Origin of the sequence: Bacillus sp. MUM 13, assembly GCF_001866725.1 — a bacterium.
Classification (GTDB): domain Bacteria; phylum Bacillota; class Bacilli; order Bacillales; family DSM-1321; genus Peribacillus.
Map to the genome: position 1 here is coordinate 1 of NZ_MLYQ01000035.1, position 18,264 is coordinate 18,264.

At 41.2% G+C, this 18,264-nt stretch carries 15 protein-coding genes and 1 other annotated feature; of the genes, 8 read left to right on the forward strand and 7 right to left on the reverse strand.

Features of this window, described 5'->3' with window-relative positions:
• Positions 1-68: 68 nt before the first annotated feature.
• A complete protein-coding gene (locus BIV59_RS10595; protein WP_071351453.1) occupies positions 69-1,958 on the reverse strand; it encodes a sensor domain-containing diguanylate cyclase in 1,890 nt (629 codons plus the stop codon).
• Positions 1,959-2,465: 507 nt separating this feature from the next.
• Here BIV59_RS10595 and rpsD point away from each other — a divergent pair.
• The gene (gene rpsD / locus BIV59_RS10600; RefSeq protein ID WP_071351454.1) at positions 2,466-3,068 is read left to right on the forward strand and encodes a 30S ribosomal protein S4; all 603 of its coding nucleotides are present in this window, start codon (positions 2,466-2,468) and stop codon (positions 3,066-3,068) included.
• Between the two features lie 456 nt (positions 3,069-3,524).
• On the opposite strand, the gene BIV59_RS10605 is transcribed toward rpsD, so the two are convergent.
• Positions 3,525-3,869 carry a hypothetical protein gene (locus BIV59_RS10605; RefSeq protein WP_071351455.1) on the reverse strand — a complete coding sequence of 115 codons (345 nt, stop codon included), beginning with the start codon at positions 3,867-3,869 and terminating at the stop codon, positions 3,525-3,527.
• Positions 3,870-4,107: 238 nt separating this feature from the next.
• Between BIV59_RS10605 and BIV59_RS10610 the strand changes: the two genes are divergently transcribed.
• Both BIV59_RS10610 and BIV59_RS24245 read left to right on the forward strand, forming a co-directional pair.
• On the forward strand, positions 4,108-4,908 hold the full coding sequence (locus BIV59_RS10610) for a polysaccharide deacetylase family protein (RefSeq protein ID WP_071351456.1): 801 nt from the start codon (positions 4,108-4,110) through the stop codon (positions 4,906-4,908).
• Between the two features lie 196 nt (positions 4,909-5,104).
• Positions 5,105-5,233: a hypothetical protein gene (locus tag BIV59_RS24245; RefSeq protein ID WP_276205139.1), complete on the forward strand. Its 129-nt coding sequence runs from the start codon at positions 5,105-5,107 to the stop codon at positions 5,231-5,233.
• A gap of 222 nt (positions 5,234-5,455) precedes the next feature.
• On the opposite strand, the gene BIV59_RS10615 is transcribed toward BIV59_RS24245, so the two are convergent.
• Positions 5,456-5,857: a nuclear transport factor 2 family protein gene (locus BIV59_RS10615; protein WP_071351474.1), complete on the reverse strand. Its 402-nt coding sequence runs from the start codon at positions 5,855-5,857 to the stop codon at positions 5,456-5,458.
• A 135-nt stretch (positions 5,858-5,992) separates the two neighbouring features.
• The gene (locus BIV59_RS10620; RefSeq protein WP_071351457.1) at positions 5,993-6,676 is read right to left on the reverse strand and encodes an HAD family hydrolase; all 684 of its coding nucleotides are present in this window, start codon (positions 6,674-6,676) and stop codon (positions 5,993-5,995) included.
• Positions 6,677-6,882: 206 nt separating this feature from the next.
• Here BIV59_RS10620 and BIV59_RS10625 point away from each other — a divergent pair, with 206 nt between their 5' ends.
• Positions 6,883-7,218 (forward strand): hypothetical protein, encoded by a 336-nt coding sequence (locus tag BIV59_RS10625; RefSeq protein WP_071351458.1) that lies wholly within the window; start codon positions 6,883-6,885, stop codon positions 7,216-7,218.
• Positions 7,219-7,658: 440 nt separating this feature from the next.
• Here the strand turns inward: BIV59_RS10625 and tyrS are convergent, their stop codons facing one another.
• Complete coding sequence (tyrS, locus tag BIV59_RS10630; RefSeq protein WP_071351459.1) at positions 7,659-8,915, reverse strand: tyrosine--tRNA ligase; 1,257 nt, start codon at positions 8,913-8,915, stop codon at positions 7,659-7,661.
• 56 nt (positions 8,916-8,971) lie between these two features.
• Positions 8,972-9,190: a binding site (T-box leader), on the reverse strand.
• 146 nt (positions 9,191-9,336) lie between these two features.
• Here tyrS and BIV59_RS10635 point away from each other — a divergent pair.
• A complete protein-coding gene (locus BIV59_RS10635) occupies positions 9,337-12,234 on the forward strand; it encodes a transglycosylase domain-containing protein (protein WP_083392121.1) in 2,898 nt (965 codons plus the stop codon).
• 41 nt (positions 12,235-12,275) lie between these two features.
• Here the strand turns inward: BIV59_RS10635 and acsA are convergent, their stop codons facing one another.
• Positions 12,276-13,994 carry an acetate--CoA ligase gene (gene acsA, locus BIV59_RS10640; protein ID WP_071351461.1) on the reverse strand — a complete coding sequence of 573 codons (1,719 nt, stop codon included), beginning with the start codon at positions 13,992-13,994 and terminating at the stop codon, positions 12,276-12,278.
• A 392-nt stretch (positions 13,995-14,386) separates the two neighbouring features.
• Here acsA and BIV59_RS10645 point away from each other — a divergent pair, with 392 nt between their 5' ends.
• The 3 genes from BIV59_RS10645 to BIV59_RS10655 are packed head-to-tail and all read left to right on the forward strand — an operon-like array spanning position 14,387 to position 16,869.
• Complete coding sequence (locus BIV59_RS10645) at positions 14,387-15,019, forward strand: GNAT family N-acetyltransferase (protein ID WP_071351462.1); 633 nt, start codon at positions 14,387-14,389, stop codon at positions 15,017-15,019.
• Positions 15,020-15,046: 27 nt separating this feature from the next.
• Complete coding sequence (locus tag BIV59_RS10650; protein WP_071351463.1) at positions 15,047-15,691, forward strand: acetoin utilization AcuB family protein; 645 nt, start codon at positions 15,047-15,049, stop codon at positions 15,689-15,691.
• Positions 15,688-16,869, forward strand: coding sequence for an acetoin utilization protein AcuC (locus tag BIV59_RS10655; RefSeq protein ID WP_071351464.1), 1,182 nt, complete (start codon positions 15,688-15,690; stop codon positions 16,867-16,869). Before BIV59_RS10650 ends, BIV59_RS10655 begins: the two co-directional genes overlap by 4 nt.
• A gap of 76 nt (positions 16,870-16,945) precedes the next feature.
• Here the strand turns inward: BIV59_RS10655 and ccpA are convergent, their stop codons facing one another.
• Positions 16,946-17,947 (reverse strand): catabolite control protein A, encoded by a 1,002-nt coding sequence (gene ccpA, locus BIV59_RS10660; protein ID WP_071351465.1) that lies wholly within the window; start codon positions 17,945-17,947, stop codon positions 16,946-16,948.
• Between the last annotated feature and the right edge of the window lie 317 nt (positions 17,948-18,264).

Genomic DNA, 18,264 nt, shown 5'->3' on the forward strand with positions numbered 1-18,264 from the left:
GATTAGATACGGCTTCTTTCCATTTTGGCCAATCCTGGTTTTGCTGCGTCTTTTCATGATTAGCCCATTCAAAGTTCCGCTTTACAATGCCCGTCCTCCTGGACCAGCACCTTGTTTTTGCCGGAGCTCTTTGCCATATATAAAGCCTCGTCAGCCCGCTTAAACAATGCATTGGCATTATCAGACGCAGAGTTGGTCCAATAAGATACCCCGCAGGAGATCGTGATGCGGGGACTGGACAATTCGCCGACTCTTTTCAGGAGCCGCTCGGCAATCCTTACACCAGCATCCAGGGAAACTTTCGGCAAATAGATTGCAAGCTCTTCCCCGCCCCACCTTGCTCCGATATCCGTTTCGCGGATATTGCAGTTAATCAGTTTTGCGACCTGAATTAAAATATCATCGCCCACCTGATGCCCATACGTATCGTTCACTACCTTAAAATCATCAATATCGATAAGGATAAACGTTCCCTCTTCATCATTTTCCATGGAGTGATAAATTTTTTCATCCAAATAACTTCTGGAGTACAGCTTTGTCAGATGGTCTGTAATGACCATTTTTTCCAGTTCTTCGCGAAGCATGGAATTCACCACAGCAAGACTTGAATGATGGATGAGGGACTGAAGCAATTTAAACATTTCGAAGGAAAAATTGTAGGGCTTTTTATGAAGAACAACCGCAAATCCTTTCAAACTATCACTTGCCATCATCGGTACTGCCATCAATGACGGATACATAATATCCTCATCTGCCAGCTGAAGGCTGAGGTCACCAATGAACAAGGCTTCTTTATCCGCATTTATTTTTTCCTTCAGGTACGATATGTATAAATCAGATTCTTTTGTATGGAAGAAATCGGTACTGCCATCGAGGTAATTAACCTCGCCATTTGCCTGCACGAGGATAAATCCTGTTTCATCTGCCTTAAAAGACTTCATGATCTGCTGCTTCATATAGCTCATCGTTTCACTCAGCCTCAAACTGGAGTTTAACCGGTGAGAGGTTTCGTTAATAAGCTGCAAATCCGCTATCACACGCTTTGACTGTTCATATAGCTGGGCGTTTTCCATAGCTCCCCCTGCAGCATCTGCAAGCATTGTAATAAACTCGATTTCAGCTTTCGGGAAAACCAGGGCATGAGGAGCTATTATCTGCAGTACGCCGTAAACTCCCTGCTTTCCATTTAGAGGAGCATAAAGAATGGACTTCTTTTCTGCCAGATAATCCTCCATTTGAATCGTTCCTGTCACATAGCATTGAAGAGCAGCGGCATTCTCGCTGTCATACTCCAAATCCTTAATAGGAAGATTTTTGCGGTTTACAATATCATGGGATATCAGCAAATAATACGTTAAGGAAGGATAGACTTCTTGCAATGTATTGATTACTTCACTAAGAACAGCATCCATGCTCATAGAGGAGTGAATTCTTTGAGTGACACTCAATAATTGTTTATTGCGTCTTTCCTTTTTGGCCAATTTGAAAAAGCTTAAAGATGTCTTGATTAATTTTTTGAATTCATGTGCAATTTCTTTAGCTTCTTCACAGCCAATTTCCTTTAAAGATCCCTTTTGTTTTTCCTTTATTGCCAGGACCCCAATGATTCTGCCCCCATCTGAGATCGGCAGGATCGCTTCAAATACAGCAAGCTCTTTCACAGATTCATTATTATATGAATAAAGGGCCGTCCCCAATTCAGACAATGCCTGTTCATCACAGGGAAACCCGGCGCTTGCCTCCGTAATGGCGCTTGTAGATGCTTCTATGAATAAAAGCTGTTTCCATTCATCATATTTAAAGTAGGCAACCTCTGCTGCATCCAATGCATCATGGATACAGGCAAGCATTTTTTCAAAGAATTCACCATAAAAAAGAATATGGCCTTCTGTATACTCCATATAGTCAAAAAATAAAGATTTTAAATTATAAAGAAGTTGGTTTGTGTCATATTTCATCACTATCATCCCTATATTGGCGCTTCAGCTTCACGCCTGCACTTTTAAAGTTCAAAAGACCTGATCTATAAGACCTATCAAAAAATACCATCAATGTTTGATACGCATGAAATTACTATGCGGAATATTCTTACATCCATTATAAACCCTGCATGCTGAAATTACTTCTATAATTTTTGATGCAACTCTTATTTTTGTAAATTTTTTCTTATAATCAAGGTAAAATGACCTACTTTATTCTCTGCTTCTCATCTTCAATCCGCGTTATTGCTTTTCACATTCAGAATTCCGCTTGACTCTCCCAATAATAAATTATATAATACTCTTTGTGTAAAATATTGCAGCCTATGTGAAAGCATTTATGTTCTCATTTTGTTCCTCTTAAGAGGTGCATCTCGTAACCCTCTGCTGCTAGGGCGAAGGTGCATGAAAACAAAATGGTCTTACTTGTGATGTCACAACGGTTTTTATTTTACCAAAATAAAAACATAAGAGGAGGAGTCATTCATGGCTCGTTATACTGGCCCAAGCTGGAAATTATCCCGTCGTTTAGGAATTTCCCTAACAGGTACTGGTAAAGAATTAGAAAAACGCCCTTACGCTCCAGGACAACACGGTCCTAACCAACGTAAGAAAATTTCCGAATACGGAATGCAATTACAGGAAAAGCAAAAGCTTCGTCACATGTACGGTGTTAACGAACGTCAATTCCGTTCATTATTCGATAAAGCTGGAAAATTACAAGGTAAACACGGTGAAAACTTCATGGTTCTTCTTGAATCACGTCTTGATAACGTTGTTTACCGCCTTGGTCTTGCTCGCACTCGCCGTCAGGCTCGCCAGCTTGTAAACCACGGTCACGTAACTGTTAACGGAAGCCGCGTTGATATTCCATCTTTCAAAGTATTAGCTGGACATACAATCGGTGTTCGTGAAAAATCACGTAACCTTGATATCGTTAAAGAAGCTGTTGAGTCTACAAACTTCGTACCAGACTTCTTATCTTTTGACGCTGAGAAATTAGAAGGTACTTTCACTCGTTTACCAGAACGTTCTGAATTGCCTGCTGAAATCAACGAAGCTCTTATCGTTGAATTCTACTCTCGTTAATTAATACGCTTTGTAAATAGCGTAGAAAAAAACCCTAGAAACCTTGATTTATCAATGGTTCTAGGGTTTTTTGTTTGTTTTCAGCTTTGCAGATGTATGTATTCTTCCCCTGCTATGGAACAAGGGGTTGATTTCCGCTACAGGATGCTCGCTTTCCGCGGGGCAGCCGGTTAGCCTCCTCGGCTGCGCCTGCGGGGTCTCACCTATTCTGCTCATCCCGCAGGAGTCTCGCACCTTACGCTCCAATCAACCTGACTTGACAATGGGAACGCATCACATAACAAATTAAATAAACAACAATCTTTAAGAAAAGAGCCTATTCGAAAAAATAGAGCAGCTATCGTAAATATTTCTGTTGCACTTGCATAAAAAAGAAGGCTTTCGATGTATAAAATTGCTGCCTTTTTTTATTATTTTAGGGATGAATTATTCCAGTGCATACATGGTTTTTAAATTTCACCATTCTCTCCACTCTTCAGTTATATCATCATCCGATTCCAAACCCGATATGCGTGCTGCTTCTGTAATAAACTCACATAGGTCTTCTCTCTCCATTGTTTCAATAAAGTCATCATATTTCTCATTTAGTTCATTTAATCTTATTACAACACTTTTTACACATTCCACTATTTCTTCTTCAGTTGGATTTTCTGTCAGTTCTTCTTTTAGGCTATTGATGTATGAATCCAGAACAGTATCAGCTGCATCTATATTTTCAGATGTAAATAGATCATCACCTTCATTCATTCTTTCTTTCCATTCAATCGTTGGTTTTTTTTCAGTTAACTCTTCAAAAGTCATAATTATCCTCCCTGAAATGCAATTATTAATAACCCCTTTTTAGACTTTTAGGTCTATATCTTGATTATCAAAGTACCCTGAATGCATTCTTCTTCAAGCAACTTGAACTTTAGTATTTTAAAAAAAGCTGCCAGAATGACACCTTGACCTGCAACCCTTGCACTTTTATTTCATGTTTTTCATTAAATATCTTAATAAGGGCATCATAAATCAAGCCGTTAAATGAGGAGTGTGTCCAATGAAAAAAATATTGTTTTTTATCTTCCTTTTATTGATTCCTTTCTTCTCCTTTCAAATAAATGTGTCCGCATCCATTAAAAGTCGGGAGGAATATGAAAAAACTGGACATGTTATTTGGGAAGTTAACACAAAGGAAAAATTAGTTGCCATTACTTTTGATGATGGACCTCATCCGTTTTTCACCCCGCAAATACTTGATATATTAGCTAAATATGATGCTAAAGCCACCTTTTTTGTAGCTGGTAATAAAGTAATAAGATTTCCTGAACTATTAAAACGGGAAGTAAAAGAAGGACACGAAATTGCCAATCATACATATCATCATATTTACGGAAATATTACATCAGCAAAACTATCATCAGAATTAGAAGAAACAGATAAAATTATAAAGAACTCAGTTGGTTTAAAACCGACCCTTTATCGCCCAGTAGGTGGTTTTTATAATGATTTAATTATTAATACTGCTTTAAAAAACGGAAAAGATGTCGTTTTATGGTCATGGGGTCAGGACTCTCGTGATTGGGCAAATCCACCCGCCAGTCAAATTTATAACAATATAACAAAAGGAGTAAAACCAGGTAATATCATTCTCTTTCATGATTGGCATGGCAGTGAATATACTCAGACTTCTCAAACCGTTATTGTATTAGATAACATTTTGGAGTTTTTATACGATAGAGGGTATAAATGTGTAACTGTATCTGAATTGCTCTACCAGTCGACACAAATAATTCCAGACTCTTTTGAAATTTATCCTACAAATTCCATAAGGAGTCAGACGCACATAAAAGAGAGATAGATTATCATCTCTCTTTTCCCATTAACCTGCCGCTTAGCTGAAGAAAAAAAGGCTTATGTATCAGCCCTCCTTCTTTAACTAAACCAGCTAATAGGAGTCAAGAACTTCTTAATAAAACATTTGTTCTTCCAAGTTATACTTTTGAAGGCACACCAAGAAAAGAAAATCAGCTAAAACCAAAAAAGGAGACAAACATTTGAGATCAGCATTCACAGAAGCAGCTCATTCTGTAAGAGGATCAAAAAATTACCCTGAAGCACGTATCGGCGTACAGCATCACGAAAGGGTAAGAAGCGAACAGGAATTGTCGCCGCTCATGCCATGATGAGAATAGCTTATTATCTCTTAACACGAAAAGAATTGTATGATGACCTAGGCGAAGACTACTTCGATAAATAAAGACAGCAGAGGATACACCGTTACGTTGCAAGAACCTGAAGCATCTTAATCCAGTCCACTCTCCTACAATAGATCAATGAATCAGGCGCTCTCCCTTTTTTAAAAATGAATGAGCTGCATCTTATTAAGTATTGTCTCGTTTACTAAATTACAAAAGTTTATTTTCTAGGCAGTTCATTAAATAACTAAAGCGCAGGATTGTTCTTGTACCTTGGTGAAAGAACATTTTCCATCTTCCATCACTAAATTTCCAAATTGAACTTCGCAATGAATGTTGTTTTTTTACTTCGTTAAAAATTCGGTAGGTAGTTAACACTATTTCTTCAGACAATGGATGAATTTCAAAATCACTCAACTTCATCTTTACCTCACCTATTCCTTTTTCACTAATACCCTCATCTTTGTACAAGACTTTACCAGAACTTCCAAATTCAAAAAAATTGTCTGCAAGTAAATTATTAAGCTCTTTTTGAGATGTACGAATTTCTGGTTTTAACAACTTCTCTTCCAGTTGACGTAAATTTTCCTTTAGTAAAGATTTACTTTCCATTTTCCGCACCTCGCTTTTACTGTTCATTATAAAAATAATACCAGATACTCGCTTTTCCCTCTTCAAGCTAACCTCCCCCTTTAGCTCTATAAGAAAATAGCGACACTTCGTTATTGAAATATTGCACCTGCTAGTTCAAGAAGATTTAATATTAGATTGTGTTAAATTTTCAATGATTAAAGGTAATTCCGCCAAATCATCTACTATAAAATCTGCTTCGACATTGTTCCATTGAAAATCTTTTTTCCAAATTGCCTTCATCCCTACATTTCGAGCAGCGTTCACATCATTTTTTGGATGATCGCCAACAAATATACTTTCATTAGGTGAAACATTCAGTTGCTCTAAGGCTCTCTTAAATATTTGAGGATCAGGTTTTTTAATTCCTTCCCATTCAGATACTAATATCGTTTCAAAATACTTTTTAATACCTAAAGCCCTTATATTATCTATCTGAAATTGTCCTTTTCCATTTGTAATCATTCCTAGAACAAGATTGTTACTTCGTAATTTTTCTAACATGCTAATAAGATTTGGAAATGGGACGCAACAATTCTTAAATTGGCTTAGGTAATCTTGAAGCAAATCTCCCCAAGTTATCCCTGTAATATCAAATTCACCAGCTAATTGCTGATATACTTTATCTTTCCAGACATAACCTCGACAATCTAACTCTATGAACCTTGAAGTGTATCTCTCTTTCGGTATATGTCCTATCCATTTATTTAATCTTTCATATTGTCCGTCAATAAATTTTAGTACTGAAGCATCCCTATTTAATAAAGTTCCATCTAAATCAAAAATCACTGCATTAATCACTTTTCCCCCACTCCCTAGGAATTACATAATTACTATTTCGTTATACTTACTCCATTTTCCTTGTTGAACTATCCTGACCCTTTAGTGGAATAAAACAGGTGCCTAGCAGCCAAGTCTTCGACGAAATCAAAATGTAAACATTCTGTCACCGTAATACAGTTGATGTTAGGATTTTGAAAGTATAAACTTTACTTACTATATGAGGAGTGATTAGGCTGAAAACAGTAACCGCTGATAAACTAATATTCAAGAAAAAATTTTCGATGATAGAGCAATTTGCAATCAAAGATTTCCTGTTTAAATGGGTTGGAAGACCAGCTGAAGGAATTGATGACTTTCTGCCACTTGAGTACACAGAAAGTGTCTTTGCGAAGATGGAGGCAAAACAGGTAACAGCTTTACACATTAATAAGGATGAACATTTCAGATATGCGACAATATCAGAAGATAATCAAATTGTTATAGGTGTTGTAGATTCGGATAAAGAGTTAATACATAAAATCATTTCTCTGGATGAGGTTTTAATAGGTAAGCACTTGTAAAATGCTTGCCTCTCTTTTTCATCCAATTTGTATACTCCCCGCAAAGTTTTCACTTAATTCTTCAGTTTATAAAAGATTCTACAATCATCCTCCGCCCTTTAGATCAATAAAAAAAGCTCCCAAGAATAGCAGCTGGATCTTCAACTATTTAGTTTAAACATAATTCTTCACAAACTAAAATTCCAGCAAATTAAATAGCAGTTAATCCCGCTTACTGACTCCTCATTATTCCCGAAGCCGTTCATTTTTGGAGAAACAAGAGTTTCCGAAAACAGCTTTATAAAAAGTAAATTCAACCCGCCCCCATTCATAATCCTTGCTTTGGCCATAATTTAGACAACCAAATTCGTCAGCTTTGTTTATAGGGAGCTTTAAGAAAAGCCGGCCCTTAACAACAAGGCCGGCTTTTTCTATGGAGTATTTGATGCTCTTCTACATCCTTATTTAATAAGTGTATATTTCTTTTTCCCGCGGCGGATCAATGTAAATTGCCCTTCTATTGCATCACTTTCCGATACCATATATTGAAGGTCTGTTACTTTTTCGCCATTGATGGAAATGGCCCCGTTTTGGATATCTTCGCGTGACTGGCGCTTAGATGGAGAGATCTTAGCGTCAACCAGCAAATCCACTAAGCTGATTTCGTCTTTACTGTTTCTTTCATAGCTTGGGACATCCTTGAAGCCCAGTTTGATTTCGTCTGCAGTTAAATTCTTAACCTCACCGCTGAATAGGGCAGCAGAGATTTTAATGGCCTGCTGGAGTGCTTCTTCTCCGTGTATCATGCGTGTCATTTCCTCTGCAAGTGTCTTTTGAGCCTTTCTTAAATGCGGTTCGGTTTCGACAGCCTGTTCAAGGGTTTCAATCTCTTCGTGAGAAAGGAAGGTAAAGAATTTCAGGTATTTAACAACATCTGCATCTGCTGTGTTAATCCAGAATTGATAGAATTCATATGGAGTCGTTTTCTCGGGATCCAGCCAGACAGATCCTCCCTCGCTTTTTCCGAATTTCGTTCCATCCGCTTTTGTTACTAAAGGAATCGTCATTCCGAAGGCTTTTGCGCCTTCATCATGCATTTTCCTTATCAGCTCAAGGCCTGTTGTGATATTGCCCCACTGATCGCTTCCGCCAATTTGCAGCCTGCAGCCATTATGGTCATATAAATGGTTGAAATCCATTCCCTGAATAATGGTGTAAGTGAATTCTGTAAAAGAGATCCCTGTTTCAAGGCGCGAAGCTATCGTGTCTTTTGCAAGCATGTAGTTAATGCCGATGTATTTCCCGTAATCCCGCAAAAATGTCACTATATCTATTTTTCCGATCCAGTCATAGTTATTCACCATAACGGCTCCATTTTCACCTTCGAATTCAAAAATCTTTTCCAATTGCCCCTTAATGCTGTCCGCATTATAAAGGACCGTTTCAAGCGTCTGCAGCTTGCGTTCCTCGCTTTTGCCGCTCGGGTCGCCAATCAGGCCTGTCGCGCCTCCCACAAGGACAATCGGGCGATGTCCGTGCTGCTGGAACCTGCGCAGTGTCAGGAAAGGAAGCAAGTGGCCAATATGCATGCTGTCTGCGGTTGGATCCACCCCGCAATATAAGCCTATTTTTTCATTATCCAATAGGGCTTTCAGGCCTTCTTCGTCTGTTTGCTGATAAATAATGCCTCTCCATTCCAAATCTTTAAGCAATTCCATGTTATATCCTCCTTTGATTTCAAAAAAATCCAAATAAAAACGCCCCTTCAAATAAATGAAGGGACGAATAAGTTCGCGGTACCACCCAACTTGAGGACACTCCTGTCCTCCGCTTAATACGGATAACGGCCGCAATCCGCCTGCCGCTAGCCTGTATGGTTCACAGCAGATGCTCAAGGAGGTAATTCATCAAACAATATGTACCGGTTTCCACCAGCCACCGGCTCTCTGAATACAGGGATTGTTTCACTACTCATTCCTATCATAGCGTTTCAAAAATAAATATTTAGATAATGAATTTTTATCACATTCACAGGCAGCTTGTCAATTGCACGCGGGCAGTTTTCTGAAAAATATCTAAAGAAAGCCTTTTCTATACCTGTTCTATGCTATAATGTATGTGATTTCAGGGGGTATGATAATGAAAAATAATCAAGATGCATCACCTTCGTTTTGGAGCAAGCTGACAGGTTTCCTCCAAAGCAAAAATACAAAGAGATATTCACGAATTACCTATCAAGTCATTTGGAATTTAATGCTCTTACTGATTATAATCGGTGTTCTTGGGTTTTGTTTTGCAGGGGGAGCCGGTGCAGGATATTTCGCTGCTCTCGTTAAGGATGAGCCTGTCCGCCCAAAAGCAGAGCTTAAAAAGGACATTTACAACTATGAAGAGACCTCTGAATTATACTTCGCGAACAATACATATTTAGGAAAGCTGAATTCAGACCTCGAACGCGAACAAGTGACCCTTGACCATGTTTCCAAATACTTATCAGATGCTGTGGTAGCAACAGAGGATGAGTATTTTTATGAACATCATGGAGTCGTTCCAAAAGCGCTGATGAGAGCCATTTTCCAGGAAATGACCAACTCCTCCGTCCAGTCTGGCGGAAGCACGCTGACACAGCAGCTTGTTAAGAATCAGATTTTAACGAATGAGGTTTCTTTTGACCGTAAAGCAAAGGAAATCCTGCTTGCACTGCGCCTGGAAAAATTCTTCAGCAAAAAAGAAATCCTTCAAACGTATCTTAATGTTTCTACCTTTGGAAGGAATTCCTCAGGACATAATATTGCCGGTGTTCAATCAGCTGCAAAAGGCTTATTCGGCAAGAATGCCAGTGATTTGAACATCCCTCAGGCTGCTTTTATTGCAGGCCTTCCCAAAAATCCATTCGGCTATACGCCATATACACAGCAAGGCAAGCTGAAGGAGAATCTGGATCCGGGGATTCTGAGGATGAAAACGGTTCTGAAAAGGATGCGCGACGGAAATTATATCACCCAGAAGCAATATGAAGATGCCCTAAAATATAATCTTGTAAAAGATTTCATCGGGCCGGTTCCGTCCCCTTCGAAGAGGTATCCATGGGTAACCTATGAAATTGAAAAGAGATCCATTGATATCCTTTCAGTGATACTCGCAAAAAAAGATGGCTACACAGAAAGTGATTTAAAGAAAGATAAAGACCTTAATCAGCAATACACTACACTGGCAAGCCGGAATCTCCGTCAAAACGGGTATAAAATATACTCGACGATAAACAAGAAAATGTACGACACTATGCAAAAGGTGAAAAACAATTATCCATATTACGGATATGACAAGCAAGAGGAAGTCAAAGATCCTGAAACAAAAAAACTCAAAACAGTAACAGAGCCTGTAGAAACAGGAGCTATGCTGATTGAAAATAAAACAGGTAAAATTCTCAGCTTTGTCGGCGGAAGAAATTATAAAAGAGAACAAACCAATCATGCCACTGCTGCACTGCGGCCTAACGGATCAACAATGAAGCCGCTGCTTGTGTACGGACCCAACATTGAACTAGGGAAAATATCTCCAGCTTCACCTGTTGCCAATGTTCCGATGTCCTTTGGCAGCTGGGCTCCCGGGAATTACGGAGGAGGCTTTAGCGGTCTAACAACGGCCCGCCATGCACTCGCGCAATCTTATAATGTGCCTGCAGCAAAATTTTATATGGACATCATCAACACCCGTCCAGTCAGCTATCTGGAAAAAATGGGCTTCACTTCTTTGACAAAAGATGATTACACCAATCCATCCATGGCATTGGGTGCCATGCAAAGAGGCGTAACAGTTGAGGAAAACGTGAATGCCTATTCTACTTTTGCCAACTCTGGCAATTTTGTTGATGCCTATATGATTGACAAAATTACAACGAAAGACGGAACAGTCATTTATAAGCATAAAGTAAAACCTGTTAAGGTGTTCACACCGCAGACTGCTTATCTCACACTTGATATGATGCGTGATGTAGTAAATAAAGGCACGGCTGCATCCGTGAATAACCGTCTTGCCTTTTCATCAGACTGGGCCGGGAAGACAGGAACCGGACAGGATTATCATGATGCCTGGTTCGTAGCTACGAATCCCAATGTTACATTCGGCACATGGATTGGCTATGATACTCCAAAGTCACTGAAAGGGTATTATAAGGGACTTGAATATAATAAGCGGAATCTCTATTTATGGGCTGAGTTAATGAATGCCGCTTATAAAGTCAAGCCAAGCCTGATCGACCCTGAAAAAAGGTTTGAAATGCCAGGCGGTATTGTAAGACGGCCTGTCTGCGGAAAAGGCGGCATGCTTCCTGCAAGTGTCTGTGAAAGTTCTAAGGAAGGTGCAACCGATTTATTTAATGCCAATTTCCTGCCGGACAAATCGGACAGCAGCCTTATTGAAACCAGATATGTCCAGATTGGCAATAAACAGTATGCGGCCCTTTCTTCTACGCCAGATGAATTTGTCAGTACAGGTACCATCATTAATCCCGATTATTATGAAAAATTGGGAGGCAAATATGTAAAAGATCCTGGCTCGCTCATGCCAAAAGGAGATGGAGGGACTGCTGTAGATTCATTGCAGGATAACGGCTCAACTCCATCCGCCCCTTCTATCGGCACAAGCGGCAGCTCCATTGTCTGGAGCAGCCATCCGGAATCCGATGTGATTGGCTACAGAATTTATAAATACGGCCAAAAAACCGGCAGCATCAAGGCTGGAAGCTCGCTTTCCTACAGCGGCGGAAGCGGTTCGTACTATATAACTGCGGTGGATATTGCCGGAAATGAATCCGCTCCTTCCAACACCGTCAGTATTGGGGATGCGAGCCCGCAAAAAGATACAAAACAAAAAGATGAACCAAAGAAACAAGAAGACAAAGTAAAAGATACATCCCCTAAAGATGATTCGAAGAAAGAAGAAAATAAAGTAAAAGAAACAAAAAAAGATCCTAAACCGGGTGAAACAAAACCTGTGGAACCAAAGAAACCAAAAAGCAGCGATAATAAAGAATAGAAAAAGCATCCCGGCAAATCAGCCGGGATGCTTTTCTGTGTTCAATCTTCCATTGTGGACAGGTCTCCTGCAGGGAGATCAAGCTCCCAGGCCTTAAGAACACGTCTCATGATTTTGCCGCTCCTTGTTTTAGGAAGCTTATCCCGGAATTCTATTTCGCGGGGTGCAGCATGTGCGGCGAGTCCATTTTTAACGAACTGGCGGATTTCCTCTATTAGCTCATCACTTGCCGCATATCCGTCTCTCAGCGCAATGAAGGCTTTAATGATTTCTCCGCGTACAGGATCAGGCTTTCCAATTACGCCAGCCTCTGCAATGGCAGGATGCTCCACCAGCTTGCTTTCCACTTCAAATGGACCGACACGTTCACCTGAAGTCATAATCACATCATCCACACGGCCCTGGAACCAGAAATAGCCTTCTTCATCCATATACGCTGAATCCCCCGAAACATACCAGTCACCAGGCATAAAATAAGATTCATACTTAGCCGGATTGTTCCAGATGGTATGCATCATCGATGGCCAGCCCTTTTTGATGGCCAAATTGCCCATGCGGTGCGGCGGCAGTTCATTGCCCTGGTCATCAACGATGGCAGCCTTGACTCCCGGAATCGGTTTCCCCATGGAACCCGGCTTAATTTTAATACTTGGGTAATTGCAGATTACCTGTGCGCCTGTTTCAGTCATCCACCATGTATCATGAATCCTTAGATTAAATACCTTCATCCCCCAGCGGACCACTTCCGGATTGAGCGGCTCGCCTACGCTCAGGATATGCCGCAGTGAGCTGAGATCGAACCGCTTGACGATTTCATCGCCTGCGCCCATCAGCATGCGGAAGGCAGTCGGTGCACTATACCAGACTGTGACACCGAAATCCTCGATTGTTTTATACCATGATTCAGGCTTAAACCGGCCTCCCACAATCACGTTGGAAGCTCCAGCAAGCCAAGGGCCAAAGATTCCATATGATGTTCCTGTTACCCACCCTGGATCAGCTGTGCACCAGTATACATCCCCATCCTGCAGATCAAGAACCCATTTGGCAGTTTGGTAATGCTGGATCATTGCGTTATGAACATGCAAAACTCCTTTTGGCTTTCCAGTGGAGCCGGAGGTGTAATGCAGAATCAGTCCGTCTGTACGATCCACCCACTTTATTTCAAAACGTTTGTCAGCTTCCTTCATCTTTTTATTAAAGTCATAAACATTTTCTTCTTCGGCAATATTTTCCCCCACAAGGAAAATATGCTTTAAATCCGGCAATTCACCCACCGGTACACGAGGAAGCAGCTCAGGCGTCGTAATCAGGACCTTTGCTTCGCTGTCCTGCAGCCGGTCCTTGACAGCGCCTTCCATGAAGGCCTCAAACAGCGGGCCGACAATCGCTCCCGCTTTAATGGTCCCTAACAGCGCAAAATACAGCTCAGGAGAACGCGGCATAAAAATGAAGACGCGGTCGCCCTTACTTACACCAGCATATTCTGTCAAAATATTTGCCGCTTTATTTGTGTAATCTTTCAGTTCCTTAAATGTATACTTCTCGTCTCTTTTTTCGTCTTTGTAGTAAAGGGCAATGTTATTTTTCTTAGCTGATTCTGCGTGGCGGTCGACGGCTTCATAAGCCAAATTCACTTTTCCTGTTTCAGACCATGTAAATTCCTTTTCTGTTTCAGCCCAATCAAACTGCTTATACGTTTCATCGTAATTTTGCAGATTAAAATGGCCTTCCATTACTGGCAGCGCTTCCACTTTCATACAACATACTCCCCCTCTATTCGACTTTACTTCTTTATTATAGTATAGAAAACTTTTATTCTCAATTTTTTAAATATTCATCCTTTCCTTTTTCAGGAAATGTATTAGCCAATCTATCGACAAGATTTGATATAATCATAGAATGAAAAGGCAGTTCTGTGAAAAGCAGCAGATTAGTTATAGCAGAAGAATGTATGCTTTAACCCCCACCAGCGGCCAGCAGGCACTAAGCTTTAATCGATGAACGCTAAAAGGGTATAGCAGCCCGTAAAGGCCAGTATAAAATTTTTCATCAGCGCGGATGCGAGAAAACATCCCCAGATGGAAGTTACACTTCCCTGTCTGATTTTTTAGTATAATGGAAGAGACTATTTTCTAGAGGCGGTGAAGAAATGGAGCATATAAAAAGTTATAATGCCGTGGAGCTCGGTACCAGCCAGGGGACATTGATTATTGAAGGCCCTATTTCATCCGAGAAGCTTGCCAAGTATGAATTTCATGAACATTTGGTTGCGTTTCGGCCTCCCCCGCAGCAGCACAAAGCATTAATTGAGATTGCAGATTTGCCAGAGGGCAGGATTATTATTGCCCGCCACCAAAACACGATTGTGGGCTATGTCACTTATTTATATCCTGACCCGCTTGAAAGATGGTCGGAAATAGAAATGGAAGATTTGATTGAGCTTGGTGCGGTCGAAGTCATACCGGAATTCCGGGGTGTTTCGGCCGGAAAAAATATGCTCAAGGTTTCTATGATGGATGATGCTATGGAGGACTTCATCATCATTACCACAGAGTATTACTGGCATTGGGATTTAAAGGGAACAGGACTGAATGTATGGGACTACCGCAAAGTCATGGAAAAAATGATGAGTGCAGGAGGCCTGGTCTATTATGCGACAGACGATCCTGAAATCAGTTCGCACCCTGCAAATTGTCTGATGGCCCGGATTGGAAAAAGAGTGGACAGCGAATCTATTCAGAAGTTTGACCGTTTGAGATTCATGAATCGTTTTATGTATTGACGGGAATCAGAGGAGGAGGAACAAAATATGATTGTTGAAAAAATCATGAAAACAAATCTCACCGTGCTTACCGAAAATGATACGATTCACCGTGCCATAACCCTGATCAAGGAAAAACAAATCCGCCATATTCCGATTGTAGATGATGACTTTCATTTAATTGGTCTTGTAAGTGACCGGGATATACGTGATGCTGCCCCTTCCATATTCCGGACAGAGGAGTTTAAAGAAGACCTTCAAAAGCCGCTGAGCCTGATTATGAAAAAAGAGTTGATTACAGGCCATCCGCTTGATTTCGTCGAAGAAATTGGAGCTGTTTTTTGTGAAAACAGCATAGGCTGCCTTCCCATTGTAAAAGGGAAAAAGCTAGTGGGCATTGTCACTGGCACCGATTTGCTTCACTCTTATGTCGAGCTTACAGGCGCCAATAAGCCTGGCTCGCAAATTGAAGTTCAGATTCCGGACAAGCCAGGGGTGCTTCATACGATTTCAGGCATATTCAAGAAAAGAAAAGTCAATATACACAGTTTGCTCGTTTATCCCGCTGATGATGAAACACATAAAATCCTTGTTATCCGTGTTCAAACCATGAACCCTTTTGCTATTGCAGAAGAATTGCAAAAAGAAGGCTATTTAGTTCTTTGGACCATGCAGCAGGAGCTGCCATTATGAAAAAAGAAGCCGTATTCGTTTATTCCGATGATCTTCTTGCCTATAAATTCAAAGAAGGCCATCCTTTCGACCAAAAAAGACTGGGGATTACCCTGGATTTATTAAAAAAACAGCATGCCATCAAAGAAGAAGATATCGTAAAGCCGAGAATGGCGACAGATGAAGAATTAATGCTCATCCATGACCCATCCTTTGTAAACGCTGTCAGAACGGCCGGCCAAGGCAAGCTTTCCGGGGACCGTGCAGATAGCTATGGTCTTGGAACCGAGGATACACCCATCTTTCCAGGGATGCACGAAGCATCCGCCCTGCTGGTTGGCGGCACACTGACTGCTGCAGATTATGTGATGTCAGGAAAATCGCTTCATGCCTTAAATCTTGGCGGAGGACTCCACCATGGCTTCCGCGGCAAGGCTTCAGGCTTTTGCGTGTACAATGACAGCTCTGTTGCCATTAAATACATTCAAAAGAAATACAATGCAAGGGTGCTTTACGTTGATACGGATGCCCATCATGGTGATGGTGTGCAATGGTCGTTCTATGATGATCCTTCCGTCTGTACATTTTCCATTCATGAAACCGGGCGCTATCTGTTCCCTGGGACAGGAAATATCAATGAGCGGGGCCAGGGACAGGGCTATGGCTATACCTTTAATATGCCTGTAGACGCATTTACTGAAGATGAGTCGTGGCTTGCTTCCTACAAAACGGCATTCAGGGAAATTATTGAATACTTTAAACCAGACGTGATCCTTACCCAAAATGGAGCAGATGCTCATTATTATGATCCCTTGACACATCTTTCTGCCACCATGAACATCTACAGGGAAATCCCGCGGCTGGCACATGAGCTGGCACATGAATACTGCGGGGGGCGCTGGATTGCTGTCGGAGGAGGCGGCTATGATATTTGGAGGGTTGTTCCAAGAGCATGGTCCATGATATGGATGGAAATGGCCGGATACAGGCAGACATCCGGAGCCCTGCCAGCTGACTGGATATCAAAGTGGCAGCCGGAATCTCCAGTACGGCTCCCTGAGCACTGGGATGACCCTGATGGAATTTATACGCCGATTCCAAGAAAGCAGGAAATTACCGAGAAAAATGCTCAAACCCTGGATAAATGCCTATATCCCATCAGGTCCTACAAAACGGCGCCTGACAACAAAAGTCCCTAGCTTCACGAATATCTGATCCATAAGCAGTGACTGCCACGCCTTACAGTTATAAAAAAAACGTCCCGCGGGACGTTTTTTATTTTGTCGATTGGCGTTTTTCTATACGATGAGGAAGAGTGACTGAGGCATCGCCTTCTACTTCTTCTTTATTCATCAATTTTGTCAGAAGCCTCATAGCTACCGCGCCAATATCATATAAAGGCTGCACGACCGTTGAAATCTGCGGGCGGACCATTAATGTCAGACGGGTATTATCAAAGCTGATTACCTCAAAGTCATCCGGAACATTAAAGCCTTTATCCTGTGCTGCATGGACGATGCCAAGGGCCATTTCGTCAGCGCCTGCAATAATTGCCGTAGGCTTCTCCCCTGCTTCAGCAAGCTTTTCAAATGCTTCAATTCCTGAATCGTAGGTGTAATCGCCTTCCACAATAAAATTATCACTTGCTTCAATATCCGCTTCCTGTAGTGCACGCTTATATCCAGCAAGCTTTTTTTGGTTAACAGGCTGTGAAAGGCTGCCTGAAACCAGCGCAATCCTTTTATGGCCATTGCGGATAAATTCCGAGACCGCGTCATAAGAGGCTGCTTCATAATCGATGTTGACTGACGGAACCTGCCCGCTGTCCTCCACCGAACCTGCCAGCACAATCGGCACCGGAGATTTCTTGAATTCCTCTATATGTTCTTCAGTAATATTGGAGCCCATAAATACGATGCCATCCACCTGTTTGCCGAGCATGGTATTCAGCAGGTGAAATTCCTTGTCCCTATTTTCATCCGAATTGCTCAGGATAATATTGTATTTGTACATGGTCGCAATATCTTCAATTCCTCTTGCAAGCTCTGCAAAGAAAATACTGGAGATATCAGGAATAATCACTCCAACTGTTGTCGTTTTCTTGCTCGCTAGACCTCTTGCTACTGCATTAGGGCGGTAGCCCAATCTATCGATGACTTCAGATACTTTCTTTCTTGTTGCAGGCTTTACATTTGGATTGCCGTTCACCACACGGGAAACGGTGGCCATGGAAACATTTGCTTCGCGGGCCACATCATAAATCGTTATATTATTCATCTTCCCACTCCTCCATTTCTTTTACTTTCTCCTTAAAATAGCGGATTATTTCCGATATTCCATAACTTTTCATATTTTTTCCCGCATTAACAGGCAGTAATCCCCTCTGCTTCACAAGAATTGGAAACCAAAGCATGGGATAACTGCCCGAAAAGCAAGTTCAACGAACCATCAATGAAAAAGAAGAAGACCTCCATTGATGGATGTCTTATACATCATCCTTATTTCAGCGCGAGCGACTCATTTCTATCTTTGTTCATTTGTGAGCAATAAAAAGAGCAATCCTGGTGGATATTTGGAGCACTCTTAGGCATATC